This window comes from [Acidovorax] ebreus TPSY, from assembly GCF_000022305.1.
Classification (GTDB): Bacteria; Pseudomonadota; Gammaproteobacteria; order Burkholderiales; family Burkholderiaceae_C; genus Diaphorobacter; species Diaphorobacter nitroreducens.
Genome location: NC_011992.1, coordinates 2,647,312 through 2,672,802 on the forward strand (window position 1 = coordinate 2,647,312; position 25,491 = coordinate 2,672,802).

At 67.9% G+C, this 25,491-nt stretch carries 24 protein-coding genes and 1 tRNA gene; 12 read left to right on the top strand and 13 right to left on the bottom strand.

Annotated elements, in window-relative coordinates; all coding sequences use genetic code 11:
• Nucleotides 1–133: 133 nt before the first annotated feature.
• Nucleotides 134–592 carry a methyltransferase family protein gene (locus DTPSY_RS12460; protein ID WP_015913867.1) on the top strand — a complete coding sequence of 153 codons (459 nt, stop codon included), beginning with the start codon at nucleotides 134–136 and terminating at the stop codon, nucleotides 590–592.
• Between the two features lie 44 nt (nucleotides 593–636).
• On the opposite strand, the gene DTPSY_RS12465 is transcribed toward DTPSY_RS12460, so the two are convergent.
• The 3 genes from DTPSY_RS12465 to DTPSY_RS12475 all read right to left on the bottom strand — a co-directional run bounded on the left by DTPSY_RS12465 (nucleotide 637) and on the right by DTPSY_RS12475 (nucleotide 3,952).
• Nucleotides 637–1,638 (bottom strand): Bug family tripartite tricarboxylate transporter substrate binding protein, encoded by a 1,002-nt coding sequence (locus DTPSY_RS12465; RefSeq protein ID WP_015913868.1) that lies wholly within the window; start codon nucleotides 1,636–1,638, stop codon nucleotides 637–639.
• Between the two features lie 96 nt (nucleotides 1,639–1,734).
• The gene (locus DTPSY_RS12470; RefSeq protein ID WP_015913869.1) at nucleotides 1,735–2,943 is read right to left on the bottom strand and encodes a CaiB/BaiF CoA transferase family protein; all 1,209 of its coding nucleotides are present in this window, start codon (nucleotides 2,941–2,943) and stop codon (nucleotides 1,735–1,737) included.
• A gap of 37 nt (nucleotides 2,944–2,980) precedes the next feature.
• Nucleotides 2,981–3,952, bottom strand: a complete 972-nt coding sequence (locus DTPSY_RS12475) for a hydroxymethylglutaryl-CoA lyase (RefSeq protein WP_015913870.1) — start codon at nucleotides 3,950–3,952, stop codon at nucleotides 2,981–2,983.
• 111 nt (nucleotides 3,953–4,063) lie between these two features.
• Between DTPSY_RS12475 and DTPSY_RS12480 the strand changes: the two genes are divergently transcribed.
• The 3 genes from DTPSY_RS12480 to DTPSY_RS12490 all read left to right on the top strand — a co-directional run bounded on the left by DTPSY_RS12480 (nucleotide 4,064) and on the right by DTPSY_RS12490 (nucleotide 5,934).
• On the top strand, nucleotides 4,064–4,966 hold the full coding sequence (locus DTPSY_RS12480) for a LysR family transcriptional regulator (protein ID WP_015913871.1): 903 nt from the start codon (nucleotides 4,064–4,066) through the stop codon (nucleotides 4,964–4,966).
• A gap of 174 nt (nucleotides 4,967–5,140) precedes the next feature.
• Complete coding sequence (locus DTPSY_RS12485) at nucleotides 5,141–5,446, top strand: winged helix-turn-helix transcriptional regulator (RefSeq protein WP_011806269.1); 306 nt, start codon at nucleotides 5,141–5,143, stop codon at nucleotides 5,444–5,446.
• Between the two features lie 128 nt (nucleotides 5,447–5,574).
• Nucleotides 5,575–5,934 (top strand): FKBP-type peptidyl-prolyl cis-trans isomerase, encoded by a 360-nt coding sequence (locus tag DTPSY_RS12490; protein ID WP_011806270.1) that lies wholly within the window; start codon nucleotides 5,575–5,577, stop codon nucleotides 5,932–5,934.
• A gap of 95 nt (nucleotides 5,935–6,029) precedes the next feature.
• Here DTPSY_RS12490 and rimO read toward each other — a convergent pair whose 3' ends face one another.
• From rimO to DTPSY_RS12515, 5 genes are all read right to left on the bottom strand, one after another.
• The gene (gene rimO / locus DTPSY_RS12495; RefSeq protein ID WP_015913872.1) at nucleotides 6,030–7,421 is read right to left on the bottom strand and encodes a 30S ribosomal protein S12 methylthiotransferase RimO; all 1,392 of its coding nucleotides are present in this window, start codon (nucleotides 7,419–7,421) and stop codon (nucleotides 6,030–6,032) included.
• A gap of 27 nt (nucleotides 7,422–7,448) precedes the next feature.
• A complete protein-coding gene (gene phaR / locus DTPSY_RS12500; RefSeq protein ID WP_011806272.1) occupies nucleotides 7,449–8,018 on the bottom strand; it encodes a polyhydroxyalkanoate synthesis repressor PhaR in 570 nt (189 codons plus the stop codon).
• A gap of 199 nt (nucleotides 8,019–8,217) precedes the next feature.
• Nucleotides 8,218–8,294: transfer RNA gene (locus DTPSY_RS12505), tRNA-Val, on the bottom strand.
• Nucleotides 8,295–8,354: 60 nt separating this feature from the next.
• Complete coding sequence (locus DTPSY_RS12510) at nucleotides 8,355–10,568, bottom strand: RelA/SpoT family protein (protein WP_238526600.1); 2,214 nt, start codon at nucleotides 10,566–10,568, stop codon at nucleotides 8,355–8,357.
• A gap of 26 nt (nucleotides 10,569–10,594) precedes the next feature.
• Complete coding sequence (locus DTPSY_RS12515; RefSeq protein ID WP_015913874.1) at nucleotides 10,595–11,530, bottom strand: alpha/beta fold hydrolase; 936 nt, start codon at nucleotides 11,528–11,530, stop codon at nucleotides 10,595–10,597.
• Between the two features lie 69 nt (nucleotides 11,531–11,599).
• Between DTPSY_RS12515 and DTPSY_RS12520 the strand changes: the two genes are divergently transcribed.
• Nucleotides 11,600–12,382: a 3-hydroxybutyrate dehydrogenase gene (locus DTPSY_RS12520; RefSeq protein WP_011806275.1), complete on the top strand. Its 783-nt coding sequence runs from the start codon at nucleotides 11,600–11,602 to the stop codon at nucleotides 12,380–12,382.
• A 79-nt stretch (nucleotides 12,383–12,461) separates the two neighbouring features.
• Here the strand turns inward: DTPSY_RS12520 and DTPSY_RS12525 are convergent, their stop codons facing one another.
• Nucleotides 12,462–13,175, bottom strand: a complete 714-nt coding sequence (locus DTPSY_RS12525; RefSeq protein WP_015913875.1) for an SIMPL domain-containing protein — start codon at nucleotides 13,173–13,175, stop codon at nucleotides 12,462–12,464.
• 220 nt (nucleotides 13,176–13,395) lie between these two features.
• Between DTPSY_RS12525 and ompR the strand changes: the two genes are divergently transcribed.
• A complete protein-coding gene (gene ompR, locus DTPSY_RS12530; RefSeq protein WP_011806277.1) occupies nucleotides 13,396–14,127 on the top strand; it encodes an osmolarity response regulator transcription factor OmpR in 732 nt (243 codons plus the stop codon).
• Between the two features lie 83 nt (nucleotides 14,128–14,210).
• The gene (locus DTPSY_RS12535) at nucleotides 14,211–15,716 is read left to right on the top strand and encodes an ATP-binding protein (RefSeq protein ID WP_015913876.1); all 1,506 of its coding nucleotides are present in this window, start codon (nucleotides 14,211–14,213) and stop codon (nucleotides 15,714–15,716) included.
• 75 nt (nucleotides 15,717–15,791) lie between these two features.
• Here DTPSY_RS12535 and ispF read toward each other — a convergent pair whose 3' ends face one another.
• Together ispF and DTPSY_RS12545 are read right to left on the bottom strand one after the other, a co-directional pair.
• On the bottom strand, nucleotides 15,792–16,271 hold the full coding sequence (gene ispF / locus DTPSY_RS12540; protein WP_041839054.1) for a 2-C-methyl-D-erythritol 2,4-cyclodiphosphate synthase: 480 nt from the start codon (nucleotides 16,269–16,271) through the stop codon (nucleotides 15,792–15,794).
• Between the two features lie 20 nt (nucleotides 16,272–16,291).
• Nucleotides 16,292–17,131, bottom strand: coding sequence for an IspD/TarI family cytidylyltransferase (locus DTPSY_RS12545; protein ID WP_015913878.1), 840 nt, complete (start codon nucleotides 17,129–17,131; stop codon nucleotides 16,292–16,294).
• Nucleotides 17,132–17,232: 101 nt separating this feature from the next.
• Here DTPSY_RS12545 and mfd point away from each other — a divergent pair, with 101 nt between their 5' ends.
• From mfd to DTPSY_RS12565, 4 genes are all read left to right on the top strand, one after another.
• Nucleotides 17,233–20,736 (top strand): transcription-repair coupling factor, encoded by a 3,504-nt coding sequence (mfd, locus tag DTPSY_RS12550; RefSeq protein WP_015913879.1) that lies wholly within the window; start codon nucleotides 17,233–17,235, stop codon nucleotides 20,734–20,736.
• Between the two features lie 8 nt (nucleotides 20,737–20,744).
• Complete coding sequence (locus tag DTPSY_RS12555) at nucleotides 20,745–21,419, top strand: hypothetical protein (RefSeq protein WP_015913880.1); 675 nt, start codon at nucleotides 20,745–20,747, stop codon at nucleotides 21,417–21,419.
• A gap of 39 nt (nucleotides 21,420–21,458) precedes the next feature.
• Complete coding sequence (gene serB, locus DTPSY_RS12560) at nucleotides 21,459–22,175, top strand: phosphoserine phosphatase SerB (RefSeq protein WP_011806283.1); 717 nt, start codon at nucleotides 21,459–21,461, stop codon at nucleotides 22,173–22,175.
• Between the two features lie 237 nt (nucleotides 22,176–22,412).
• Nucleotides 22,413–23,198: a MetQ/NlpA family ABC transporter substrate-binding protein gene (locus DTPSY_RS12565; RefSeq protein ID WP_011806284.1), complete on the top strand. Its 786-nt coding sequence runs from the start codon at nucleotides 22,413–22,415 to the stop codon at nucleotides 23,196–23,198.
• 73 nt (nucleotides 23,199–23,271) lie between these two features.
• On the opposite strand, the gene DTPSY_RS12570 is transcribed toward DTPSY_RS12565, so the two are convergent.
• Nucleotides 23,272–23,907, bottom strand: coding sequence for a LysE/ArgO family amino acid transporter (locus DTPSY_RS12570; RefSeq protein WP_015913881.1), 636 nt, complete (start codon nucleotides 23,905–23,907; stop codon nucleotides 23,272–23,274).
• Nucleotides 23,908–23,977: 70 nt separating this feature from the next.
• Between DTPSY_RS12570 and DTPSY_RS12575 the strand changes: the two genes are divergently transcribed.
• The gene (locus DTPSY_RS12575) at nucleotides 23,978–24,889 is read left to right on the top strand and encodes an HTH-type transcriptional regulator ArgP (RefSeq protein WP_015913882.1); all 912 of its coding nucleotides are present in this window, start codon (nucleotides 23,978–23,980) and stop codon (nucleotides 24,887–24,889) included.
• A 53-nt stretch (nucleotides 24,890–24,942) separates the two neighbouring features.
• On the opposite strand, the gene DTPSY_RS12580 is transcribed toward DTPSY_RS12575, so the two are convergent.
• Complete coding sequence (locus tag DTPSY_RS12580; RefSeq protein WP_015913883.1) at nucleotides 24,943–25,443, bottom strand: RrF2 family transcriptional regulator; 501 nt, start codon at nucleotides 25,441–25,443, stop codon at nucleotides 24,943–24,945.
• Nucleotides 25,444–25,491 lie beyond the last annotated feature (48 nt).

Consider the following 25,491-nt stretch of genomic DNA (forward strand, 5'->3'; position numbering starts at 1 on the left):
CCAAAAACATTCTGAATCGCCACAACGCAGACGCGCCGCACCGCGGGCTGGGCGCCGCCTCGGGACCGGCCTACACTGGCTGCGCGTGCACCCTTCCCCTTTTCCGCCGCCGGGCGCCCGCCGGCCCACACCCATGCACTGGCTTGAACACAAGATCCCTCCGCCGCTCGTCGCCGCCCTTGCCGGCGTGGCGATGTGGTTCACCGCGCAGGCCAGCGGCGGCGTGACGGACAGCGCGCCGCGCACCGCGGCGGCCGTCCTGCTCGCGCTGGTGGGCCTGGCGTTCGACGTGGCCGGCCTGCACGCGTTTCGGCGCGCGCGCACCACCGTCAACCCGCTGCGGCCGGGCGGTGCTTCGGCGCTGGTGGTGGGCGGCGTGTACCGCGTCACGCGCAACCCGATGTACGTAGGCCTCGCCCTCCTGCTGCTCGCATGGACGGTGTACCTGGGTGCGCCGCTGGCGCTGCTGGGCGTGGCGGCGTTCGTGGCCTACATCACGCGTTTTCAGATCGTTCCGGAAGAGCGGGTGCTGGCGCAGAAGTTCGGGCCGGATTTCACCGCCTATCGATCCAGGGTGCGCAGGTGGCTGTAGCGCTTATCCAGCAAGCGCTGACAGCTCCTTGAACGATAGCGAAGTCAGTCCATCTTCACGCTGGCGCTCTTCACCACCTGCCCCATGCGCGCCAGTTCGCTGCGAAAGAACGCGGCCGAGGCATCGGGCGGCGTGAGCTTGATCTCGTAGCCTTGCGCCACCAGCGCGTCGCGCGCCTCCGACATGGTCAGCGCGGCCTTGAAGCCGTTGTACAGCCGCGCCACGTCCGCCGGGGGCACGCCGGCAGGCGCCACGGCGGCGATCCAGCCCTCCAGTTCATAGCGCGGCAGGCCCTGCTCGGCGAGGGTGGGCACGCCGGGCAGCGAGGGGACGCGGGCGGCCGTGGTCACGCCCAGCGCGCGCAGGCTGCCGGACTTGATGTGCGCGGCCGCCGGCGCCACGGCCACCACGCCCAGCTGCACCTGCCCGCCCAGGATGTCATTCATCAGCGGGCCCATGCCGCGGTAGGGGATGTGCTTGATGTCCAGCTGCGCCTGGTCCACGAACATGGCCGCGCCCAGGTGCAGGATGGTGCCGTTGCCTGACGAGCCGTAGTTGAGCACCCCCGGCTTGGCCTTGGCGAGCGCGATGAGTTCGCGCGCGTTCCGAGCCTGCACCGAGGGATGGGCGACGAGCACGAAGGGCGTGGCGCCGATCACGGTGATGGGCGTGATGTCCTCGATGGCATCGAACGGCGCCGATGGGTACACATGCGGGTTCACCACGTGGTTGTTGGACACCACGCCGATCACCGAGCCGTCCTTGGGTGCGCGCACGAGCTGCGTGGTGCCCGTGATGCCGCCCGCGCCGGGCAGGTTCTCGATCACCACCGGCTGGCCGAGCGCCTTGGACAGGCTGGCCTGAATGGCGCGGATGGCGCCGTCCGCGCCCGAGCCGGCTGACAGCGGCAGGATCACGCGCAGCGGCCGGTCGGCCGCACCGGGGCCCTGCGCATGCGCCAGCGCGGGCGCACAGAGGGCAGCACTCCAGGCCAGCGCCTGGCGGCGCGTGAGGCGGCGGGGTGCGGGGAATGTATCGAGGGGCATGGGTGTCTCCGGTGGTTTTTATAGGGGTCTCAGAAAGCGCGGACTCAGGGATTGGCGGGCCACGCATGCACAAGGCCGTGACCCGGTTGCTCCCCCTCAGGCCACGGCCGCGCAAGCGCGCAGCGCGGCCACCTGGTCGGCCGTGTAGCCCAGGCTTGCCAGTAGATCCTGCGTGTGCTGGCCGAGCCGCGGCGGGTCCAGGCGCACGCCCATGCGCTGGCCGTCCAGGCGCAGCGGCATGAGCGTGGTGCGCGCGGTGCCGCCCGCGCGCTCCCCGTCGGGCAGGGTGATCTCGGCCAGGCCGCCCGTGGCGTTGAGGTGCGGGTCGTCAAACAATTGCTCGGGCCGCAGGATGGGTGCGAACGGCAGGCCACGGCGCTCGAAGACCGCCGCCAGTGCATCGGCCGTGTGCGCTGCCAGGCGCTGGCGCAGCTCGGGCAACAGCGTGGGCCGCGCGCGCACGCGGTCGTTGTTGGTGGCATAGCGCGGGTCGGCCTTGAGGTCGGCATAGCCCATGGCGTCGCAGAAGGTCTGCCATTGCGCGTCGCTCACCGCGGCCAGGAAGATCTGGCCGCCGTCCTTCACGCTGAACACGTCGTACACCGCCCAGGACGAGATGCGGTCGGGCATGGGCGCGGCGGGCTGGCCGGTCACCGCGTACTGCATCATGTGCTGGCCCACGAGGAACACGTTGTTCTCGAACAGCGCCGAGTCCACTTCCTGGCCGCGCCCGGTCTGCTGGCGCTGCATGAGCGCCGCCATGGCGCCGATGGCGCCGAACATGCCGCCCATGATGTCGTTCACGCTGCTGCCGGCGCGCAGCGGGTCGCCCGGGCGGCCGGTCATGTAGGCCAGCCCCCCCATCATCTGCACCACCTCGTCCAGCGCCGTGCGGTGCTCGTAAGGGCCGGGCAGGAAACCCGTGTGGTTCACATACACCAGGCGCTCGTTCAGGCGCGACAGGGCCGCGTAGTCCAGGCCGTACTTGGCCATCACGCCGGGCTTGAAGTTCTGCGCCACCACGTCGGCCGACGAGGCCAGGCGGATGGCCACCTCCAGCCCCGCGGGACTGCGCAGGTCGATGGCGATGCTCTTCTTGTTGCGGTTGAACATGGGAAAGAAGCCGGCACCCGCGCCCAGCAGGTGGCGTGTGCGGTCGCCATCCACGGGCTCGACCTTGATGACCTCGGCGCCCAGGTCGGCCAGCACCATGCCGCAGGTGGGGCCCATGACCATGTGGGTGAACTCCACCACGCGCAGGCCCTCCAGGGGCAGCCGGGGAGAAGAGGAAGCGTTGGAATCCATGGTGTCCCAAAGAAGAAGCTAAAACAGGCGCGCCCGCTCAGGCAGGCTGCGCCAGGGTGGAAACAGAAGCGCCCGTGTGGCGCGGCAGACCGGCCTGCCACAGCGTGCCATGCAGCGTCTCGCCCGCGAGCCAGCCCTGCACGCGCTGGCGCAGCGCGAGCAGCGCGGCCACGTCGAGTCCCGTGGACAGCCCCATGCGCTCCAGCATGAAGGCCAGGTCTTCGGTGGTCACGTTGCCGCTGGCGCCGGGCGCATGCGGACAGCCGCCGATACCGCCCAGGCAGGCGTCGAAGCGCGTGATGCCCGCCTGCCAGGCGGCGTAGCAGTTGGCCAGCCCCATGCCGCGCGTGTCATGGAAATGCGCGGCGGCCAGGCGGTCGCCCACCAGCGTGCGCGCCTTCTCGAAGAGGCGCTGCACGCCGGCCGGATCGGCATAGCCCACGGTGTCGGCCAGGCTCACGCGGTCGGCGCCCGCATCCAGCAGGGCCTGCAGCAGGCGCAGCACCTCGTCCTCGGCCACGTCGCCCTGGAGCGTGCAGCCGAAGGCCGTGCCCACGCCGCCCTCGATGCGCGACGCGCTGCCCGCCGCATCGCGGGTGGCGCGGATGCGGGCCACCTCCGCCACCACCTCGTCGGGCGTCTTGCGCAGGTTGGCCAGGCTGTGCGCATGGCTGGCCGACAGCGGCACGACCATCCAGTGCGCACCCGCATCGATGGCGCGCTCGGCCCCCTTGAGGTTGGGCACCAGCACCGAGGCCACCAACCCCGGCAGCGTGAGCGCATGCGCGAGCACCTCGGCGGTGTCGGCCAGTTGCGGCAGCAGGCGCGCGGGTACGAAGGAGCCGACCTCGATCTCGCGCTGGCCTGCGGCATAGGCGGCGTCCAGCCAGGCGATCTTGTGTGCTGTCGGCAGCGTGGTGGCGATGCTCTGCAGGCCATCGCGCAGGCCCACCTCGCGCACGGTGGCGTGGCCGGGGCGCGGGTCGCAGAGGGTGGGTAGCGAAGCCATGGAATTGCCTGGAGGGTTGATGTGCGTCAGTGCCGTTGTGGATTTTAAAAATTCCAGCAAACTACGAAACCTCAATTTTGGAACCCCACGCGTTCCCAAACGGAAATTTTCATGCGTCTGCCCGACCTGCTCTCGCTCAAGCTGTTCGTCGCCGTGTGCGAGCACCGCAATATTGCGCATGCCGCGCAGCAGGAGGCCATCGTGGGCTCGGCCGTCAGCAAACGGCTGGCGCAACTGGAAGACACCGTGGGCGCGCGCCTGCTGGTGCGCCGCCGGCATGGCGTGGCGCCCACCCCGGCGGGTGAGGCGCTGCTGGAGCATGCGCGCGAGATGCTGGCCAGCGTGGGGCGCATCGAGCGGGACATGGCCGCGTTCAACACCGGCATCCGCGGACAGGTGCGCATGCTGGTCACCGCGTCGGTCATGGCCGAGTCGCTGGCCGACGACGTAGCAGCGTTCCTGCAGGACCCCGCGCACCGCGACATCCAGGTGAGCATGGAGGAGCGCGTGAGTCCCGAGGTCGTGCGCGGCATCCGCGAGGGCAGCGCCACCGTGGGCATCTGCTGGGACGCGGCGGACCTGCAGGGGCTGCAGACCCGCAGCTACCGCCACGACCATCTGGCCATCGTCGCGCACCCCGATCACCCCGTGGCCCAGTCGGCGCGCGTGCGCTTTGCCGACGTGCTGGGGCATGAGTTCGTCAGCATGCCGGCGCTGAGCGCCGTACAGGTGCTGCTGGCGCGCGCCGCGGCCGTGGAGGGCAAGATGCTGGCACACCGCGTGCAGGTGTCCAACTTCGACGCTGCGCTGCGCGTGGTGCGCGCCAACCTGGCCATCAGCGTGATCCCACGCGAAGTGGCCGAGCCGTTTGCCGCCGCCACCGGCGTGCGCGTGATTCCGCTGGCCGACGGCTGGGCACGGCGGCGCTTTGCCATCTGCTTTCGCAGCGAGGATGGCCTGTCACCCGCCGCCCGGCTGCTGGTGGAGCACCTCGTGCGCAGGGCGCCGGAGTGAGCCGCATGGCTACCCCATTTTTCAGGGTTTGCACATGTCAGCCGGACGCAACGAGCTACTAAACTTGTAGCAGGTACATTTCCAGGCTATATTGCTATCGTTTTTTGCAACCACCGCCGCTCCGCCCCTGCGCGGCGCGGCACCCCACCACCCTATGCGCAAGGAGAAGCGTTCATGAGCTCCAAGGAAAACGCCGCCGTCAACCAGCTGTTCGAGAAACTCGAATGCCGTTATGCGCTGCGCGTGCTGTGGGCCCTGCGCGACGGCCATCCGCAGACGTTCCGCCTGCTGCAAGACAGCGTAGGCGGCATCACGCCCAACACGCTCAACACCCGCATCAAGGAACTGCGCGAGTGCGGGCTGCTGGACCACGGCAGCGACGGCTACACCGTCACCCCCGTGGGCCAGGATCTGCTCAAGCGCCTGTCCGATGTGCAGGCTTTTGCCACCCGCTGGTCCGCCGCGCGCGTGAAGAAGTAAAGCGCCCCGCAAGCCCTTCGGCCCCCACCAGCCCGCCGTGTGCGGGTTGTGGTCTTTTTGGCCCCTAGCGCTTATTGGATAAGCGCTAACAGCTATCTTTTTTGAATCAAATCAAGGAACCGTTCACCATGGCATTCACCACCACCGCCTCGGGCCTGCAGTATGAAGACACCGTCGTCGGCACCGGCGCGCAGGCCACGCGCGGCCAGTCGGTGCGCGTGCACTACACCGGCTGGCTCTACAACGACGGCCAGCAAGGCGCCAAGTTCGATTCCAGCCGCGACCGCAACGACCCGTTCGAGTTTCCCCTGGGCGCGGGCATGGTCATCAAGGGCTGGGACGAGGGCGTGCAAGGCATGCAGATCGGCGGCCAGCGCACACTGATCATCCCGGCAGCCCTGGGCTACGGCGCACGCGGCGCCGGCGGCGTGATCCCGCCCAACGCCACGCTGAAGTTCGACGTGGAGCTGCTGGCCGTCGGCGTCTGACGGAACTCCGCGCCCCGCTGGCGGGGCGCCCGGAAAAAAAAGGGAACGTGGTTCGCACGTTCCCTTTTTTGTGGGCGCTGTATGGCCGCCGTTGATTACACCGGCACGCCCACCAGGTCATGCCCCTGCGTTCCCACGATGCGCGCCTTCACGAAGTCGCCCACCTTGTAGGTCTTGCTGAATTTCTCGGGCGGCAGCAGGTGCACCACGCCGTCGATCTCGGGCGCATCGGCGTAGCTGCGGCCCACGCCGCCCTTCTTGCCCAGGCCCACGGCCTGGTCCACCAGCACCTGCATGGTCTGGCCCACGCGGCGCTGCAGCTTGGCGGTGGAGACTTCCTCCGCCACCGCCATGAAGCGCGCACGGCGCTCCTCGCGCAGTTCCATGGGCAGCATGCCCGGCAGCTCGTTGGCAGCGGCGCCCTCCACGTCGCTGTAGGCAAAGCAGCCCGCACGGTCGATCTGCGCCTCGCGCACGAAGTCCAGCAGGTGCTGGAACTCTTCTTCCGTCTCGCCGGGGAAGCCCGCGATGAAGGTGCTGCGGATCACGATCTCCGGGCAGGCCTCGCGCCAGCGCAGGATGCGCTCCAGATTCTTCTCGCCGCTGGCGGGGCGCTTCATGCGCTTGAGCACGTCGGGGTGGCTGTGCTGGAAGGGCACATCCAGGTACGGCAGCACCAAGCCCTGCGCCATCAGCGGAATGATGTCGTCCACGCTCGGGTAGGGGTAGACATAGTGCAGGCGCACCCACGCGCCGTAGGTGGCGGCCATCTCGCCCAGCGTCTGCACCAGCTCCAGCGTGCGCGTCTTGACGGGCTTGCCGTCCCAGAAGCCCGTGCGGTACTTCACGTCCACGCCATAGGCCGATGTGTCCTGGCTGATGACCAGCAGTTCCTTCACCCCGCCCTCGAACAGCGCCTTGGCTTCCTTGAGCACATCGCCCACCGGGCGCGACACCAGGTCGCCGCGCATCGAGGGGATGATGCAGAAGGTGCAGCGGTGGTTGCAGCCCTCGCTGATCTTCAGGTAGGCATAGTGGCGCGGCGTGAGCTTGATGCCCGCCTCGCCGAAGCTGCCCGGCACCAGGTCAAGGAAGGGGTCGTGCGGCTTGGGGCAGTGGGTATGCACGACCTCCATCACTTCCTGCGCCGCATGCGGCCCGGTCACGGCCAGCACGCTGGGGTGTACCTCTTTCACGAGGTTGCCGCCCGTCTCGCCGGCGCGCGCGCCCAGGCAGCCGGTAACGATCACCTTGCCGTTCTCGGCCAAGGCCTCGCCAATGGTGTCCAGGCTTTCCTTCACGGCTTCATCGATGAAGCCGCAGGTGTTGACGATGACGAGGTCTGCGCCCTCGAAGGTCTTGGAGGTTTCGTAGCCCTCGGCGCTGAGTTGCGTGAGGAGGAGTTCGGAGTCGGTGAGGTTCTTGGGGCAGCCGAGGCTGACGAACCCGATCTTGGGGGTCTTGGCGGGGGAGAGTGCTTGGCTCATCCCCGCATTTTCCCAGTTCTGCCAGGCTCAGCGCTTTTTGAGGCCAAACGCGCCCAGCATCTGCTCGGTCTGCTTCTGCATCTGGTCCTGCATCTGCAGGAACATGTTCTGCGACTGCTCCACGTAGTTGCCCATCAGCCCCTTCATCATGGGCGACTGCAGATTCATGAATTGCGTCCACATCTCGGGCGTGAGGCCTTGCGACTGCTCGGCCAGCTTGGCTTGGATCTCGGTGAACATCTGCACGTTCTTTTCCAGGTACGCGCCCATGAAGCCCTGCATGGCGTGGCCGTAGAAGCGGATGATGTTGGCCAGCGCCGCCTCGCTGAACATCGGCGCGCCGCCTGCCTCCTCCTCCAGGATGATCTGCAGCAGGATGCTGCGCGTGAGGTCTTCGCTGGTCTTGGCGTCGCGCACCACGACGGATTCGCCCTGCATCACCAGCTGCTTGACCTCGGCCAGCGTGACATAGGTGGAGGTGGACGTGTCGTACAGCCGGCGGTTGGGGTACTTCTTGATCACGCGCTGGGCGGTTTTTGGGTCAGGTGCTGGGTTCTTGTCTGGCACAGGCGGCTCCTCGGGTACATGGCCCGTCATGGCTTGTATTGCAGTGCAGCAGATTCTAGGCAGGCCGCACCCGCGCAGCGCGCAGGAATACCCTGATGGCCTGCACGACCGCCTGCTCCAGGCTGAATGCGGGGGATCCGGAAACAAAAAAGCCGCTCTGTCGAGCGGCGTTTTGTACAGAATTTCTCTCTTTGCATGCTGAAGTCTGGGTGGCTTCAGCAGAGAGAAATGGTAGGCGCGATTGGACTCGAACCAACGACCCCCACCATGTCAAGGTGGTGCTCTAACCAGCTGAGCTACGCGCCTGTGTTTGTTCGAGAAGCGGGAGTATAGCAGCAAAAAATGCCGCCTCGGCCCTGGCGGCCGTCATCGCCGGCGCGCCGACCGCACCCCCTGCACCGCGGCCACGATACCCAGCACCTTGTTGAGCCGCCCCGCATCGGACACTTCCACGGTGAAGGTCATCCATGCCGTTCCCTTGACGGACTGTGTCTGCACGCCGATGACGTTGGTCTTCTCGCGCGCGAACACTTCCGAGATGTCGCGCAGCAGGCCCTGGCGGTCCGAGGCTTCCACCGCCACGTCCACGGGGTAGACGGCGGCTTCTCCGGCGGCGCGCTGCGACTTTCCCCACTCCACGTCGATCACGCGCTCCGCATTGCGCGCCGCCATCTCGCGGAAATTGCTGCAGTCGGCGCGGTGCACGCTCACGCCCTTGCCGCGCGTGACGAAACCACGGATCTCATCGGGCGGCGCGGGTTTGCAGCACTTGGCCAACTGCGTCATGAGGGAATCCACGCCCACCACCAGCACGCCGCCCTTGGGCGCGCCGTCGGGTGTGCGCGCCTTCTTGAGCAGCACGTCAGGCTCATCGACCGCCGGCTCGGGTGGGCGCAACAGGGTCTCGATGCTGCGCAGCGAGAATTCGTCCTTGCCCACCACTTCGAACAAGGCCTCGGCCGACTTGAAGCCCAGCTGCACCGCCAGGTCGTCAAGCTTGAGGGCCGTCTTGCCCTCGCGCTGTAGCAGCTTTTCCACCAGCTCGCGGCCGCGCGCCACCGTGGCATGGGTGGCCTGTGCGTTGAACCACGCGCGCACCTTGGCCTTCGCGCGGTTGCTGGTGAGGTAGCCCAGTTCCGGGTTGAGCCAGTCGCGCGAAGGACGCCCTTCCTTCACGGTGATGATCTCCACCGTCTGGCCGTTCTGCAGCGGCGTGTTCAGCGGAACCATGTTGCCGTCGACACGCGCACCCCGGCAGCGGTGGCCGACGCTGGTGTGCACGGCATAGGCGAAGTCCACGGGCGTGGCGCCCTGGGGCAGTTCCACCACGGCCGCGTCCGGGGTCAGCACATAAATGCGGTCTTCGAACAACCCGCTGCGGCTGGCGGAGCCCACCAGGTCGCGCTCCCACGCCAGCAGCTGGCGCAGTACGGCGATCTTGGCGTCGTACTCGCTGCTGGCCGACACGCCAGCGTAGCCCTTGGTGCCCGCCTCCTTGTAGGCCCAGTGCGCGGCCACGCCATGCTCGGCATGGTCGTGCATGGCCTGGGTGCGGATCTGGATCTCGATGGCCTTGCCCGCCTCGTCGCGCACCACGGTGTGCAGCGACTGGTAGCCGTTGGGCTTGGGGCGGGCGATGTAGTCGTCGAACTCCGCCTCGATGGGCTTGAACTGGCTGTGCACCCAGCTCAAGGCGGCATAGCAGTCCTTGACGCTGGGCACCACCACACGCAGCGCACGGATGTCGAACACCTGGTCGAAGTTCAGCGACTTGCCGCGCATCTTCTTGACGATGCTGTAGATGTGCTTGGGCCGGCCCTGCACGCTGGCACTGATGCTGCGCGCACGCAACTCGGACTCCAGCCGGCTGCGCACCTGCTCCATGTACAGCTCGCGCTCCACGCGCTTCTCGTCGAGCAGGCGGGCCACCTCCTTATAGGTCTCGGGCTCCAGGAAGCGGAAGGCCAGATCTTCCAGCTCCCACTTCATCTGCCAGATGCCCAGGCGGTTGGCCAGCGGCGCGAACACCTGCAGCGCCTCGCGCGCGATGGCCGGCGATACCGGGCGCTTGGCTGCGGCATAAAAGCGCAGCGTCTGCAGGCGGGACGCCAGGCGCAGCATCACCACGCGCAGGTCGCGCGAGAAGGCCAGCAGCATCTTGCGCACGTTCTCGGTCTGCGTGGCCGCATCGTCCACCTGCTGGCCCGTCACCTGCGCCTCGCGCGCCTGCAGTTGCACGCGCATGAGCTTGGTGGTCTCCAGCGCCAGCGCGGCGAAATTGCTACCGAAGGCCTTGGTGATCACTTCCTCGGGCTTGTTCAGGTGCGAGCAGGCATACACCAGATAGACCGCCGCCTGCATGGTTTCCGAGCCGCCCAGGTGCTTGAGGATGGCGGACACCGCATCGGCATGGACGAGGGTGTTCTCTCCGGTTTCCAACGTTTCGCCGATCAAGAGCGGCTCGGCAAAGGCGCGGGCGCGCACCAGGGCGTCGGCATGCTCCGGTCCCGCCTGCGCGGTGGCTGCGATGAGCTGCGGCACCGCCTCGGGTCGGGGCCCGGCGGCCGCGCCCTGCCCCATGGGCAGATGGCCGATGGAACTGCTCTTCATGCTGTCAACTCCTCCTGCCGCTCCAGCAGGAACTGCGCGACCACGGCCACCTGGTCCGGCTGCACCAGCGTCGGCGCGTGGCCCACGCCGGCGAACTCCACCAGCCGCGCACGCGGGCCGCGCGCGGTCATCTCGCGCGCCGTGGCGCTGGACAGCAGGTCCGACTCCGCACCGCGCAGCAGCAGCACCTGGGCCGGGATCTGGTCGTACAGCTGCCATAGCTGCTGCTCACCCGCCAGCGCGGCCTCGGGCGTGAGGGCGCGAAAGGGCACGGCGATCGCCGGGTCGTAGTGCAGGGCCAAGCCCCCTTGGGGCGTCTCGCGCACCATGGCGCGAGACAGTTCCAGCCACTGCGCAGGCGTGTGCGGCCCGAAGCTGCGCGACACCGCCCACAGCGCGTCGGCCGCCTGCTGCAGCGTCGCGAAATGCGCGGGCTGGCCCAGGTACTGGCCGATGCGCGCGAGCGCTTGCCACTCCACCCGCGGTCCCACATCGTTGAGCACCAGGCGCCGCACGGGTACCGGCAACACTCCCGGCTGGCCGCACAGGCCCGTGCCGATGAGCCCGCCCATGCTCGTGCCCACCCAATCCAGGGTGGCGATGGGGCCCTGGCTATGCAGCTGGACCAGCAAGGCCCGCATGTCGGCCGCGTACACCGGCAATTGGTATTGCATCGGATCGGCCAGCCAATGGCTGCGTCCGCGCCCCACGACATCGGGGCAGACCACGCGCGCATGGCGGGCCAGCGCGCGTGCCAGGGTGTCGAAGTCCCGCCCCTGGCGTGCCAGCCCGTGGACGCAGATGATCACATGGGGATGGGCCGCGTCGCCCGTCTCGTTCCACTCCCAGTAGGCCATGCGATGGCCTTGCTCCGGGTGGCCGGCGGCCGCGGGGCCGGGGCACGGTACGTATTTCAGCGTAGGTTGAATCATGGAAACGGTACCGTCATGCAGCGCTCGATAATGCCTGCGCTGCATCCTAATTCATTCGGAGAGACTCTCATGCTGAACGGCAAAACCGCCCTCGTCACCGGCTCCACCAGCGGCATCGGCCTGGGCATCGCCAAGGCGCTCGCGCGCCAGGGGGCGAACATCGTGCTCAACGGCTTTGGCGACGTGGACGGTCCGCGCGCCGAGGTGCTGGCCGCCGGCGAGGCCGCAGGCGCCCGCGTGGCCTACCACGGCGCGGACATGAGCCGCCCCGCGGAGATCGAGGACATGCTCAAGTACGCCGCATCCCAGTTCGGCCGCGTGGACATCCTGGTCAACAACGCCGGCATCCAGCATGTGGCCAGCGTGCAGGACTTCCCCGTGGAGAAGTGGGACGCCATCATCGCCATCAACTTGACCAGCGCCTTCCACACCACGCGCCTGGCACTGCCCGGCATGCTGGCCAATGACTGGGGCCGCATCATCAACGTGGCGTCGGTGCACGGCCTGGTGGGATCGGCGCAGAAGTCGGCCTACGTGGCGGCCAAGCACGGCATCGTGGGCCTGACCAAGGTGACGGCGCTGGAGACCGCCCCGACGGGCGTGACCTGCAACGCGATCTGCCCCGGCTGGGTGCTCACACCGCTGGTGCAAAAGCAGGTGGACGCCAAGGCCGCCGCGCTGGGCATCTCCAACGAAGAAGCCAAGAAAGTGCTGCTGGGCGAGAAGGAGCCCTCCATGCAGTTCACCACACCCGAAGAGCTGGGTGAACTGGCCGTGTTCTTCTGCTCGGCCGCCGCCAACAACGTGCGCGGCGTGGCATGGAATATGGACGGCGGCTGGGTGGCGCAGTAAGACCGCTATCAACAAGATAGCTGGTAACGCCCGATTGGCGGGCGCTGCAGTCCAAAATGGCTGATAGCGGCCGCTGGGGTCACTTGAGCTGCACCGAGCCAGCCACCGTCACCACCACCTGGGCCTTGCCGGCCTCCACAGGCACGGGAGCGTCGGACGCATAGGATGCTGCCTTGGCCTCCATGGCCATCATGCGCGGGCGCGGGCCGGGCGACATCTCATTGCTGTTCACCGCCACCTCGCGCAGCGTGTAGCCGCCAAAACCAAAGCCGCGCGCCAGTTCGGAGGCGCGTGCCTTGAAGGCCTCGATGGCCTGCGCCTGGGCCTCGGTCTCCACCTTGGCCCGCGCCTCGCGCGACAGGTCGAATGCGATCTGGCTGATGGACATGCTCTGGATCTTGCCCGCCGTGGCCGTGATGCGCGGGAAGTCACGCCCTTCCAGCACCAGCTCGGCGCGGCCCTGCCAGCCGGTGATCTTGCCGTCCTTGCCATAGCGCGGGTACATGCCGAAGGCCCCCGTGCGCAAGTCCATCTGCTGCGGCTGGGCGGCGCGGCGGGCTTCGGCCAGCGCGGCGTCCAGCGCCTGTTTGAGTTGCGTTTGCACGCCTGCGGCGTCCGCGGCTTCCTTGGTGGCGGCCAGCGTCAGCACCAGCAAGTCCTGCTGCACCTGCACCGTGCCCGATGCGGAGAGCTGCAGCACGTTCTGCGGCGGCGCCGGAGGATTCTGAGCGTAAGCGGCCACAGCGCCCGCCATCAGTGCGCAAGCAGCTATTGTTTTTATAGTTCTTTGCATGGTGTTCCTTTTCTTGGGTTGACGTTGTACGGGCATGTGCAGCATGCCCCAGGACCGACGCTAACCGCGTCAGCGCAGCGCTGGCATGAATGCCCGGTAATGTCGTTGCGAGGTGTCGCAAAACCTGTAACAGTTGGTCAGACCCTGGGGTAAAACCGGACTTTCCGTTCGCAAGCTGGTCAGAATCGGCTCTGTTACAAATTGGACTGGGAAAGAAAGCATGGCTTCAACAACCAACCGTACCGACAAAGTTCTCGTGGTGGATGACGATGCGCGCATCCGCGACCTGCTGCGCCGCTACCTCACCCAGGAAGGCTTTGAAGTTATGGTCGCGGAAGACGGCAAGGCCCTCAACCGCATCCTGCTGCGCGAGACCGTGGACCTGATCGTGCTGGACCTGATGATGCCGGGTGAAGACGGCCTGTCGATCTGCCGGCGCCTGCGCGCGGCCAATGACCGCACGCCCATCATCATGCTCACCGCCAAGGGCGAGGACGTGGACCGCATCGTGGGCCTGGAAGTGGGCGCCGACGACTACCTGGGCAAGCCCTTCAACCCGCGCGAGCTGCTGGCCCGCATCCACGCCGTGCTGCGCCGCCGCCCGCCGCAGGAGGCCCCGGGCGCACCGTCGGGCGACAACGAAGTGGTGACCTTCGGCCCCTTCACCTTCGACCTGGGCACGCGCGCGCTGCAAAAGAACGGCGAGGAACTGCCGCTGACCACGGGCGAATTCGCCATGCTGAAAGCCCTGGTGCGCCACCCGCGCCAGCCGCTGTCGCGCGAAAAGCTCGCGCTGCTGGCACGCGGGCGCGAGTTCGAGCCGTTCGACCGCAGCCTGGACGTGCAGATCTCGCGCCTGCGCAAGCTGGTCGAGGTGGACGCCGCCGCGCCGCGCTACATCCAGACCGTGTGGGGCGTGGGCTACGTGTTCGTGCCGGACGGCACGAACTGACCAGGGCATCCCTGCGAAAGGAACGGCGGCCCCACTCCACCGGCACGCCGTGCCCTGCATGACCGCTTGCACGCCACCTTGACATGAGCGCCACCCACGACGCGCCTTCCGATGCCACCAGCCCCGCGCCGCTGGAAACGTCCGCCAGCCGGCGGGCCCAGCGTGCACGCGTGGGGCTGAACCTCTTCTGGCGCACTTTCTTCCTGCTGGCCGTGCTGCTGATCGGCAGCATCATGGCGTGGCTGCAGACGCTGCGCGCGCTGGAGTTCGAGCCCCGCGCCCTGCAGACGGCGCAGCAGATTGCATCGCTGGTCAACCTGAGCCGCGCGGCGCTCATCCACTCCGATGCCATCGCGCGTGTGTCGCTGCTCAAGACCATGGCCGACCAGGAGGGCGTGCGCATCCTGCCGCGCGAGCCGGGTGACAAGTTCGAGCTGCTCTCGCCCTCCCCGCTCGGCTCGCGCCTGACCGAAGAACTCACCCAGCGCCTGGGGCCCGGCACCATCGTGGCCGCCAGCGTGAATGGCGAGACGGGGCTGTGGGTGGGCTTCACCATCAATGGCGACCCGAACTGGATGCTGATGGACCGTTCGCGCCTGAGTGCCGCTGGCGGCAAGACCTGGATGATCTGGTTGATCACCGCGGGCGCGCTGTCGCTGGCGGGTGCCGCCGTCATCGCGCGGCTGATCAACCGCCCGCTCAAGCAGCTCAGCGACGCGGCCAACCGCGTGCGCGACGGCGACTTTGCCAACAGCCGCCTGGACGAAGAGGCCGTGACCAGCGAGATCCGCGAGGTCAACATCGGCTTCAACCGCATGGCGCAAAAGCTCGCCAAGCTGGAGCAGGACCGCGCGGTGATGCTGGCCGGCATCTCGCACGACCTGCGCACGCCGCTGGCGCGGCTGCGCCTGGAAACCGAGATGAGCGTCACCGACGACGTGGCGCGCGAGCACATGGTGGCCGACATCGTGCAACTGGACGCCACCATCGACAAGTTCCTGGACTATGCGCGGCCCGACACCACGGTGGCCCTGAGCCCTGTCAACCTGCATGGCGTGGTGTCGTCCTGCGTGTACGCGGTGCAGGACCACCGCGAGCTGCAGATCTCGATGAACGTGCCCGAGGACCTGATCGTGATGGCCGACGAGGTGGAGCTGGCGCGCGTGATCTCCAACCTGCTGGAGAACGCCCGCCGCTACGGCAAGAACCGCGAAACCGGCATCACCACCGTGGACATCGCCGCCAAGGCGCGCGAGAAGTGGGTGCTGGTGAAGCTGCGCGACCACGGACCCGGCGCACCACCCGAGCAACTGGCCAACCTCACCAAGCCGTTCTTTCGCGGCGACTCCGCGCGCACGGCCGCCGCTGGCGCGGGCCTGGGCCTGTCGATCGTGGACAAGACCGTGCAGCGCATGGGCGGCATCTTCGCGCTGGCCAACTCGGGCTCGGGCGGGCTGGTCGCCCACATCCAGTTGCAGCGCGCGATGAACTTGCGGCAGGGCCAAGACCCCCAGCAGCGCCTGCAGCGCCCGCAGATCAAGCGCCACCTGCCACCGCGCAGCGGTGTGCCGTCATCCCAGCAAAATTGATAGCAGCCAGCGCTTGCTGCGTGGCTGATTTACATCGTTTTCTGCCGGAAACCGGCACTCTTCCATCGCAAGCAGCTATTTTTTGAATAGCAACACGGCGGCGCGCGCCTCGATGGACAGACCCTGCCCCACGGGGCCCAGGCGCTCGGCGGTCTTGGCCTTCACGTTCACTTGGTCCAGCACCAGGCCCAGCGCGGCGGCGATGCGCTCGCGCATGGCGGGGATGTGCGCCGCCAGCCGCGGCGCCTGCGCGACCACGGTGCTGTCGATGTTGCCGATGGCGTAGCCCTTGTCGCCCACGCGGCGCGCCGCCTCCTCTAGCAGCGCCACCGAGTCCGCGCCCTTGAAGCGCGCGTCGGTGTCGGGGAAGTGGCTGCCGATGTCGCCCAGCGCCGCAGCACCCAGCAGCGCATCGGTGATGGCATGCAGCAGCACATCGGCATCGGAATGGCCCAGCAAGCCCATGGTGTGCGGGATCTCCACCCCGCCGATGACCAGGCGCCGCCCGGGCACCAGCGCATGCACGTCCCACCCTTCGCCGATTCTGAAATTCATGCCCATTGCGTCCGCCGCCCTCATGCCTTGGAAGAAAAGAAAGTCTTGACCGGGTCGCTCGCCGCGGCGCCGCGTTCGCCGCCAAAGCGCTCCAGCGTGGCGCCGTGCATGCGCTGGGCCAGCACGGCCTCGGCCAGCGCGAAGTCCTCGGGGTAGGTCACCTTGAAGTTCTGCGCGCCGCCAGGCACCAGGCGCGGGCGCAGGCCCATGGCCTCCATGGCACTGGCCTCGTCGGTGGCGGTGGCGCCCACCCGCTCCAGCGCATGGCGCAGCGCACCGATGCGGAACATCTGCGGCGTCTGCGCCAGCCATTTGTCGCTGCGGTCCACGGTGGCGGCCACGCGCACGCCGCCGGGGCCGTCGCTCGCCACCTTGAGCGTGTCCGCGAGCTTGTGCGCCAGCAGCCCACCCACGCTGTCGTGCTGGCAGGCGTCGATGAGCGCATCGATCTGCTGCGCCGTCACCAGGCAGCGCGCCGCATCGTGCACCAGCGCCCAGTCCTCATCCTGCGCGCCGCGCGATTGCAGGGCCTTCAGGCCGCCCAGCACCGTGTCGGCGCGCGCGGGCCCGCCGCAGGGCACGGCAAAGAAGGCCGGGTGGGGGTGACCGTCGAAGAAGGTGTCGCCCGCGGCCACGGCCACCAGCGTGCCCGCCAGGCGCGCCACGCCCGCAAAGGCCGCCAGCGTGTGCAGCACCATCGGGTGGCCGGCCACTGTGTGGTACTGCTTGGGCAGCACTGGGGGGCCGTCCTGCCCGCCCCTGCGCACGGCGCGCGTGCCGGTGCCGGCGCAGGGCACCAGCCCCCAGAAGCGCCCGGCCACAGGGCGAGCAGGGGTGGTGGGCGGCAGCAGGTCGGTCATGGGCGGGCATTCTAAAATCCCCGATCGTCGTCTTGAGCCTCCTGGCGCACACTGCTCCGTGTCCTGCGCCCTATCCCACACCATGGGGCGACGCCACCTGCATGCAGCTGCCCAAACTCTCCCCCGAAAAACGATTCACCCTGCCCCGCCCCGTGGGCAGCGCCGACGCCTTGCTGCTGGCCCGCCTGGGCGAGCGGGAAAAGGCCGCAGGCCGCACCACCGCCATCGTCACCGCCGATGCAACCGACGCCCAGCGCCTCATCGACGAGATGGCCTTCTTCGCGCCCGAGTTGCGCTGCGCGCTGTTTCCCGACTGGGAAACGCTGCCCTACGACAGCTTCTCGCCGCACCAGGACCTGATCAGCGAGCGGCTGGCCACGCTCTGGCGCATCCAGCAGCGCGACAGGGACACGGGCGCCGACGTGGTGCTGGTGCCGGCCACCACGGCGCTGTACCGGCTGGCGCCGCCCTCGTTCCTGGCGGGCTACACCTTCCATTTCAAGGTCAAGCAGAAGCTCGACGAGGCCAAGCTGCGCGCCCAGCTCACGCTCGCGGGCTACCAGCATGTGTCCCAGGTGGTGGGCCATGGCGAATACGCGGTGCGCGGCGGGTTGATCGACCTGTTCCCGATGGGCTCGGCCGTGCCGTACCGGGTGGACCTGTTCGACGACGAGATCGACTCCATCCGCACGTTCGACCCCGACAGCCAGCGCAGCCTCTACCCGGTGCCCGAGGTGCGCCTGCTGCCCGGGCGCGAGTTCCCCATGGACGACGCGGCGCGCGCCAAGTTCCGCCAGCGCTGGCGCGAGCTGCTGGAGGGCGATCCCACGAGGAGCCGCATCTACAAGGACATGGGCAACGGCGTGGCCACGGCCGGCATCGAGTACTACCTGCCGCTGTTCTTCGACGAGACGGCCACCGTGTTCGATTACCTGGGCAACGAAGCCACCGTGGTGCTGCACGGCGACCTGGAGACGGCCTTCCAGCGCTTCTGGCAGGACACGCGCGACCGCTACCGCCTGATCCAGGGCGACCCGGACCACCCCACTCTGCCGCCGGAGGCGCTGTTCCTGGGCGCCGAGCAGTTCTACGCCCAGGCCAACCAGCATGCCCAGTTGTCGCTGCGCCCCGGTGTGGAAGACGTGGCGGACAACGCGCAGTTCCAGAAGCTGCCCGACCTGTCCGTGGTGCGCGGCGCCGAGGACCCGCTGGCGCGGCTGCAGGCGCACATCCGCGCCACCGGGCAGACCGGCCAGCGCGTGCTGCTGCTGGCCGAAAGCGACGGCCGGCGCGAGAGCCTGCTGGATTTCCTGCGGGCCTCGGGGTTGAACCCGCCGGCTTTCGATTCGCTGGCCGAATTCCAGGGGACGCCCGAAGAGCGCGTCGGCATCGCCACGGCGGCGCTGGCCTCGGGCTTCGCGTGGATGGAAGAAGGGCTGGACCTGGTCACCGAGACCGAGCTGTTCGCCGCCGGCTCCACCACGCGCCGGCGCAAGAAGCAGGAGCAGGCCAGCGACGTCGAAGCGCTGATCAAGGACCTGTCCGAGCTGAAGGTGGGCGACCCCGTGGTGCACAACCAGCACGGCATCGGGCGCTACCGCGGCCTCATCCACATGGATGTGGGCAACAAGAACCCCGACGGCAGCCCCGCGCTGCAGGAGTTCCTGCACCTGGAATACGCCGACAAGGCCGTGCTCTACGTGCCCGTGAGTCAGCTACAGCTTATCGGCCGCTACACGGGCGTGTCTGCCGACGAGGCCCCACTGCACAAGCTGGGCAGCGGCCAGTGGGAAAAGGCCAAGCGCAAGGCCGCCGAGCAGGTGCGCGACGCCGCGGCCGAGCTGCTCAACATCTACGCCCGCCGCGCCGCGCGCGAGGGGCATGCCTTCCGCTACTCGCCCAACGACTACGAGCAGTTCGCCAACGACTTCGGCTTCGAGGAGACCGCGGACCAGAAGGCCGCGATCCACGCCGTGGTGCAGGACATGATCAGCCCGCGCCCCATGGACCGCCTGGTCTGCGGCGACGTCGGCTTTGGCAAGACCGAGGTGGCGCTGCGCGCCTGCTTCGTGGCCGTGGCCGGGGGCAAGCAGGTGGCGTTCCTGGCGCCCACCACGCTGCTGGCCGAGCAGCACTACCGCACGCTGAGCGACCGCTTCAGCAAGTGGCCCGTGAAGGTGGCCGAGGTCTCGCGCTTTCGCTCGGGCAAGGAGATCACCGCCGCCGTCAAGGGCATTGCCGACGGCACGGTGGACATCGTCGTGGGCACGCACAAGCTGCTCAGCGAATCGACCCAGTTCAAGAACCTGGGCCTGCTCATCATCGACGAGGAACACCGCTTCGGCGTGCGCCACAAGGAGGCGATGAAGCAGTTCCGCGCCGAGGTGGATGTGCTCACGCTCACCGCCACGCCGATCCCGCGCACCATGGGCATGGCGCTGGAGGGGCTGCGCGACCTGTCCGTGATCGCCACCGCGCCGCAGCGGCGCCTGGCCATCAAGACCTTCGTGCGCAACGAAGGCACGGGCGTGATCCGCGAGGCCGTGCTGCGCGAGCTCAAACGCGGCGGCCAGTGCTACTTCCTGCACAACGAGGTCGAGACCATCGAGAACCGGCGCCAGAAGCTCGAAGAGATATTGCCCGAGGCGCGCATCGCCGTGGCCCACGGCCAGATGCCCGAGCGCGAGCTGGAGCGCGTGATGCGCGACTTCGTGGCCCAGCGCTACAACATCCTGCTGTGCTCGACCATCATCGAGACCGGCATCGACGTGCCCACGGCCAACACCATCATCATCAGCCGCGCCGACAAGTTCGGCCTGGCGCAGCTGCACCAGTTGCGCGGGCGCGTGGGGCGCAGCCACCACCAGGCCTACGCCTACCTGATGGTGCCCGACATCGACGGCCTGACCAAGCAGGCGCAGCAGCGCCTGGACGCCATCCAGCAGATGGAGGAGCTGGGCAGCGGCTTCTACCTGGCCATGCACGACCTGGAGATCCGCGGCGCGGGCGAGGTGCTGGGCGAGAGCCAGAGCGGCAACATGATGGAGATCGGCTTCCAGCTCTACAACGAGATGCTGGCCGAGGCGGTGAAGCAACTCAAGGCTGGGAAGGAGCCCGATCTGCTCGCCCCCATGCAGGCCGCCACCGACATCAATCTGCACGCCCCGGCCCTGCTGCCCGACGACTATTGCGGCGACGTGCACCTGCGCCTGTCGTTCTACAAGAAGCTGGCCACGGCCAAGACCGGCGACCAGATCGATGGCCTGCTCGAAGAGATCGTGGACCGCTTCGGCAAGCTGCCGCCGCAGGCGCAGACGCTGATCGACGTGCACCGCCTGCGCGTGCTGTCCGCGCCCTACGGCGTGGTGAAGGTGGATGCCGCCCCCGGCGTGATCACCATCACCTTCAAGCCGCAGCCGCCGGTGGACCCCATGGCCATCATCCACCTGATCCAGAAGAACAAGCACATCAAGCTGGCGGGCAACGAGAAGCTGCGCATCGAGCGCGAGCTGCCCGACCCCGCCGCGCGCGCCCAGATGGTGCGCGACGTACTGCGCAGCCTGGGCCAGCCGCTGGCCGAGGTGCAGGCCGCCGTCCCCGCTTAGGCAGATCCATGGCACTGGAAGCCGCCCTCGCCCTGCTGGCACTGGCCTTCGCGCTGGCCGCGCGGCCCTGGCGGCTGCTGGGCAGCCGCAAACCGTTGGCGCACGAGGCCCATGGCGCACCTGCCACGCTGTGGACGCCGCTGCTCGCCACGCTCGTGCTGCTGCCCTGGGCCTGGGCCCTGCCTACGCTGCACCGCATGCCGCTGCAGCTGCAGTGGTCAGGCGCCTGCCTGGTGCTGCTCATGCTGGGCTGGCCGCTGGCGGTTCCGGCCCTGCTGGCCGTCGGCACGATCGCCGCGCTGATCTCGCCCAGCCTGGGCTGGGGCGACGCGCTAGGCCTGGCCGTGTGGCAGGGCATCGTCCCCGCCACGCTCGCGCTGCTCGTGGGCGTGCTGCTGCGGCGCCTGGCGGGCGCGCGGGCGCTCACCGGCGTGCGCATCTTCATCTACGTGCTGGGCCGGGGCTTCCTGGGCACGGCGCTGTGCGTGTTCGTGGCAGGCTCACTGTCGCAATGGGCGGGCCATGTGCTGCCGGGCGTGGGCGAGCAGTTGTCACTGGTGGCGCGCTGGCTCATGGCCTGGGGCGATGGCATGGTCACGGGCATGTTGTGCGCGGTGTTCGTGGCCTTCAAACCCGGTTGGCTGGCCACCTGGTCCGACCAGCTGTACCTGCCCAAGCCCTGAACGACAATCCCCCCTTTGCATCCGCTCTACTCCGCCTCCATGTCCCAGACTCCTTTTGAATTTGCCCCCGGTCTCGTCGTGCAGGGCATCACGCCGCCGCTGCGGCTGGCCGACTACAAGCTCATCGCCTTCGACATGGACTCCACGCTCATCAGCATCGAATGCGTGGACGAGATCGCCGACGCCGCCGGCCGCAAGGCCGAGGTGGCTGCCATCACCGAGGCCGCCATGCAGGGCCTGATCGCCGACTACAAGGAAAGCCTGCGCCAGCGCGTGGCGCTACTCAAGGGCGTGGGCACGGACCACCTGGAGCGCGTGTTCACCGAGCGCTTGCGCTTCAACCCCGGCGCGGCCGAACTCATCGCCGCCGCCAAGGCCGCGGGGCTGGCCACGCTACTCGTTTCGGGTGGATTCACTTTCTTCTCCGACCGCGTGAAGGCGCACCTGGGGATCGACTTCGCACGCTCCAACGTGCTGGAGATCGAGAACGGCCTACTCACCGGTCGCATGGTGGACCAACCCTGGGGCGACATCTGCGATGGCGCGGAAAAACGGCGCACCCTGCTGGAGGTCGCCTCGCTCATGGGCATCGACGCGCGCCAGACCATTGCGGTGGGGGACGGGGCCAACGACCTGCCCATGATGGGCGCGGCCGGGCTGTCCGTGGCCTACCACGCCAAGCCCGCCGTGCGCGCACAGGCCCGCGTGGCCATCAACCAGGGTGGACTGGACCGGCTGCTGGAAGTGCTGCGCTGAGCACCCATACCGCAGCCCCATTCACGCTCCCATATTCATAGCTTCTAGCGCTTGTCAAATGGGCGCTAGTGCGGTTTTTTATCAAAATAATAAAAGATAAAGAACCTACTTCATATATGAATATGAAAATAAAAACGACTTGCGGTTGAGTCGTCCCGCTTACACTTCACACCCTGGTCATCGCCCTCTTGCACAGGGCGGTGCTCTCAAGTCACCGCTACAAGGAAACCGTTCTCCATGCTGAAGAAAACCCTGTCCGCCATTGCCCTGGCCGCTGCCGCGCTGGGCGCGCAAGCCGCCGACGTGCTCAAGGTAGCCGCCACGGCCGTGCCGCACGCGGAGATCCTGAACTTCGTGAAGCCCCAGCTCAAGGCCCAGGGCCTGGACCTGCAGGTCAAGGAATTCAGCGATTACGTGCAGCCCAACGCCGCCGTCGAGGACAAGCAGCTGGACGCCAACTTCTTCCAGCACCAGCCCTACCTGGACAGCTACAACAAGGACCGCAAGAGCAGCCTGGTGGCCGTGCCCAACGGCAAGATCCACGTGGAGCCCTTTGGCGCCTACTCCAACAAGATCAAGAACGTGAAGGACTTGAAGGACGGCGCCACTGTGGCCATCCCCAACGATCCCTCCAACGGCGGCCGCGCCCTGATCCTGCTGGCCAAGCAGGGCCTGATCGAGCTCAAGGACCCCAAGAGCCTCACGCCCACGCCGCTGGACGTGGTGAAGAACCCCAAGAAGCTCAAGTTCAAGGAGCTCGAAGCCCCGCTGCTGCCGCGTGCGCTGGCCGATGTGGACCTGGCCCTGATCAACACCAACTACGCGATCGAAGCCAAGCTCAACCCCACCAAGGATGCGCTGTTCATCGAAGGCGCCGACTCGCCCTACACCAACATCGTGGCGGCCCGTGCCGACCGCGCCAACGACCCCAACATCGCCAAGCTGATCAAGGCGCTGCGCACGCCCGAGGTGAAGAAGTTCATCCAGGACAAGTACAAGGGCGCCGTGGTCCCCGCGTTCTGACCGCGCAGCGGCAACGCTGTACGAAGAAAAGCGCTGCCGCGGCAGCGCTTTTTTCATGGGTGCGGGCACGACGTCAGGCACCCTGCCACACCCACCAGGCCAGCACGAACATCATCGCGCCCGTCAGCGTGTCCAGCACGCGCCAGGCGCGCGGGTTGGCAAACACGCCCTGCAGGCGCCGCCCGGCGAAAGCCAGCACCACGAACCAGGTCAGACTGGCCGACGCCGCCCCCAGCACGAACACCCACTTGAGCCAACCATCCTGGCGCGCACCGATGGAGCCGATCAGCACCACCGTGTCCAGGTACACATGCGGGTTGAGCAGCGTGATGACGGCCAGGCCGCTGAGCACACCCAGCACCCCGCGCGCCACGCGTTCGCCACCCGAGGCGTTCAGCCCCGCATCCGGTGCAAAGAAAGCGCGATGCCAGGCAAACAAGCCGTAGGCCAGCAGGAACAGCGCACCGCCCAGTTGCAGCGCATGCGCCAGCGTGGGCGAACGGCCCAGCACCTGCGCCATGCCCGCCACGCCCAGCGCCACCAGCAGCGCGTCGCTGGCCACGCACCACGCCACGCAGGCGCGCACGTGTTGACCCTGCACGGCCTGGCGCAGCACGTACAGGTTCTGCGCTCCGATGGAGACGATGAGCGACAGGCACACGGTGAAGCCCGTGAGCCAGGAGGAAGCGGCGGCGTGTTGAGTGAACATGCGCCTGATGGTAGGCCGCGCATTCATTTAAGTACACTTCAAACTTCTAACCGATATTAAGTAAAACTGAATGCTGGACTACGCTGGACTGGAAGCATTGGCCGCCGTGGTGCGCGAAGGCAGCTTCGAGCGGGCGGCGCGCCGCCTGCACGTAACGCCATCGGCCGTGTCGCAGCGCATCAAGCAGTTGGAGGAGCGCGTGGGACAGGTGCTGGTGCAGCGCGGCAGCCCCTGCACCGGCACCGACGCCGGACGCCGGCTGTGCCTGCACCTGGAACAGGTGGCGCTGCTGGAAAACCAGTTGCGCCGTACCAACCCCGACCTGCTGCCCGACATGCCCGCGCCGGCACCAACGCTCAAGCTGGCCGTCAACGCGGATTCGCTGTCCACCTGGTTCATGGACGCCATGGCCGCCTTCACCGCGGGCGGCAACGAACTGCTGGACCTGCGCATCGACGACCAGGAGCACACGGGCGAGCGGCTGCGCCAGGGCGAGGTGATCGCCGCCGTCACCGCCACGGGCACGGCCATCGCCGGCTGCAACACCTGGCCGCTGGGCACCATGCGCTATGTGGCCGCCGCCAGCCCCGGGTTCATTGCGCGGCACTTTGCCGACGGTGTGACGGCCGCCACGCTGGCGCGCGCGCCGATCATGACCTTCGACCGCAAGGACCGTCTGCAAGACCAATGGATGCAGGCGCACGGCCTCACGTCGCGCACGCATGCACCCAGGCACTTCCTGCCGTCCAACTTTGGCTACGTGCGCGCCTGCGAGGTGGGCATGGGGTGGGGCATGCACCCGCTGACGCTGATCGGCCAGCAACTGGCCGAGGGCCGTTTGGTGCAGTTGCTGCCGAACACCGCCATGGACGTGCCGCTGTACTGGGCCCACCCGCGCACGGCGCAGGTGGCGCTGGAGCGCCTCACCCAGTGCGTGATGGCAGCGGCGGGCCAGTGGCTGGAGCCTCCGCTGGCGGTCTGAATCATCAAAAGTAGAGCGCTTCGCGCTTGCAGGTAAAGCGCTGGAGCCCGTTTTTACGCCAATGTCTCGGGGCGGGTGATGGGCAACCCTGGCACCCAGCGCATGGACTGCACCAGCGCCGCCCCGCCCTGCCGCTGCGCAGAGATGGACGGGGTGACCAGATCGGCCACGGTGAGGCTGTCCAGCACTGCAAGGTAGGCCCGCGTGGCGTCGGACAGCACGGCTTGCAGACGGCAGTGGCTGCTCATGCGGCACTGGTTCAACTCGGCATTGAAGCACTCGACCATGTCGAAGTCGGTCTCCGTCATGCGCACGATCTGGCCCAGGTTGATCTCACTGGCCGGCTTCATCAGGCGCATGCCGCCGCCACGCCCGCGCGTGGTGTCCAGCAGCCCCTGGGCCGCGAGTTGCTGCACGATCTTCGTGAGATGGCTGCGCGAGATGCCGTGTGCCTCGGCCACCTCGCTGATGGTCACGGGCTGCTCGCGCTCCTGGCAGGCGGCGCAGTACATGAGCACGCGCAGCGTGTAGTCGGTCCACTGGGTCAGTCGCATGGTTGCACCAAGGGTTCACACAAAGATTCACTCATTGTGGATTTTAAT

Excerpts from the sequence above, each read along its gene's own strand:
- DTPSY_RS12545 (WP_015913878.1), bottom strand. The coding sequence starts at position 17,131 with ATGACCGACCTGCTGCCGCCCACCACCCCTGCTCGCCCTGTGGCCGGG.
- DTPSY_RS12490 (WP_011806270.1), top strand. The coding sequence starts at position 5,575 with ATGGCATTCACCACCACCGCCTCGGGCCTGCAGTATGAAGACACCGTC.
- DTPSY_RS12465 (WP_015913868.1), bottom strand. The coding sequence starts at position 1,638 with ATGCCCCTCGATACATTCCCCGCACCCCGCCGCCTCACGCGCCGCCAG.
- DTPSY_RS12510 (WP_238526600.1), bottom strand. The coding sequence starts at position 10,568 with ATGGGGCAGGGCGCGGCCGCCGGGCCCCGACCCGAGGCGGTGCCGCAG.
- DTPSY_RS12565 (WP_011806284.1), top strand. The coding sequence starts at position 22,413 with ATGCTGAAGAAAACCCTGTCCGCCATTGCCCTGGCCGCTGCCGCGCTG.
- DTPSY_RS12480 (WP_015913871.1), top strand. The coding sequence starts at position 4,064 with ATGCGTCTGCCCGACCTGCTCTCGCTCAAGCTGTTCGTCGCCGTGTGC.
- DTPSY_RS12555 (WP_015913880.1), top strand. The coding sequence starts at position 20,745 with ATGGCACTGGAAGCCGCCCTCGCCCTGCTGGCACTGGCCTTCGCGCTG.
- DTPSY_RS12520 (WP_011806275.1), top strand. The coding sequence starts at position 11,600 with ATGCTGAACGGCAAAACCGCCCTCGTCACCGGCTCCACCAGCGGCATC.
- DTPSY_RS12575 (WP_015913882.1), top strand. The coding sequence starts at position 23,978 with ATGCTGGACTACGCTGGACTGGAAGCATTGGCCGCCGTGGTGCGCGAA.
- DTPSY_RS12535 (WP_015913876.1), top strand. The coding sequence starts at position 14,211 with ATGAGCGCCACCCACGACGCGCCTTCCGATGCCACCAGCCCCGCGCCG.
- mfd (WP_015913879.1), top strand. The coding sequence starts at position 17,233 with ATGCAGCTGCCCAAACTCTCCCCCGAAAAACGATTCACCCTGCCCCGC.
- DTPSY_RS12570 (WP_015913881.1), bottom strand. The coding sequence starts at position 23,907 with ATGTTCACTCAACACGCCGCCGCTTCCTCCTGGCTCACGGGCTTCACC.
- DTPSY_RS12460 (WP_015913867.1), top strand. The coding sequence starts at position 134 with ATGCACTGGCTTGAACACAAGATCCCTCCGCCGCTCGTCGCCGCCCTT.
- DTPSY_RS12515 (WP_015913874.1), bottom strand. The coding sequence starts at position 11,530 with ATGATTCAACCTACGCTGAAATACGTACCGTGCCCCGGCCCCGCGGCC.
- serB (WP_011806283.1), top strand. The coding sequence starts at position 21,459 with ATGTCCCAGACTCCTTTTGAATTTGCCCCCGGTCTCGTCGTGCAGGGC.
- DTPSY_RS12485 (WP_011806269.1), top strand. The coding sequence starts at position 5,141 with ATGAGCTCCAAGGAAAACGCCGCCGTCAACCAGCTGTTCGAGAAACTC.
- phaR (WP_011806272.1), bottom strand. The coding sequence starts at position 8,018 with ATGACGGGCCATGTACCCGAGGAGCCGCCTGTGCCAGACAAGAACCCA.
- DTPSY_RS12525 (WP_015913875.1), bottom strand. The coding sequence starts at position 13,175 with ATGCAAAGAACTATAAAAACAATAGCTGCTTGCGCACTGATGGCGGGC.
- DTPSY_RS12475 (WP_015913870.1), bottom strand. The coding sequence starts at position 3,952 with ATGGCTTCGCTACCCACCCTCTGCGACCCGCGCCCCGGCCACGCCACC.
- ispF (WP_041839054.1), bottom strand. The coding sequence starts at position 16,271 with ATGAATTTCAGAATCGGCGAAGGGTGGGACGTGCATGCGCTGGTGCCC.
- ompR (WP_011806277.1), top strand. The coding sequence starts at position 13,396 with ATGGCTTCAACAACCAACCGTACCGACAAAGTTCTCGTGGTGGATGAC.
- DTPSY_RS12580 (WP_015913883.1), bottom strand. The coding sequence starts at position 25,443 with ATGCGACTGACCCAGTGGACCGACTACACGCTGCGCGTGCTCATGTAC.
- DTPSY_RS12470 (WP_015913869.1), bottom strand. The coding sequence starts at position 2,943 with ATGGATTCCAACGCTTCCTCTTCTCCCCGGCTGCCCCTGGAGGGCCTG.
- rimO (WP_015913872.1), bottom strand. The coding sequence starts at position 7,421 with ATGAGCCAAGCACTCTCCCCCGCCAAGACCCCCAAGATCGGGTTCGTC.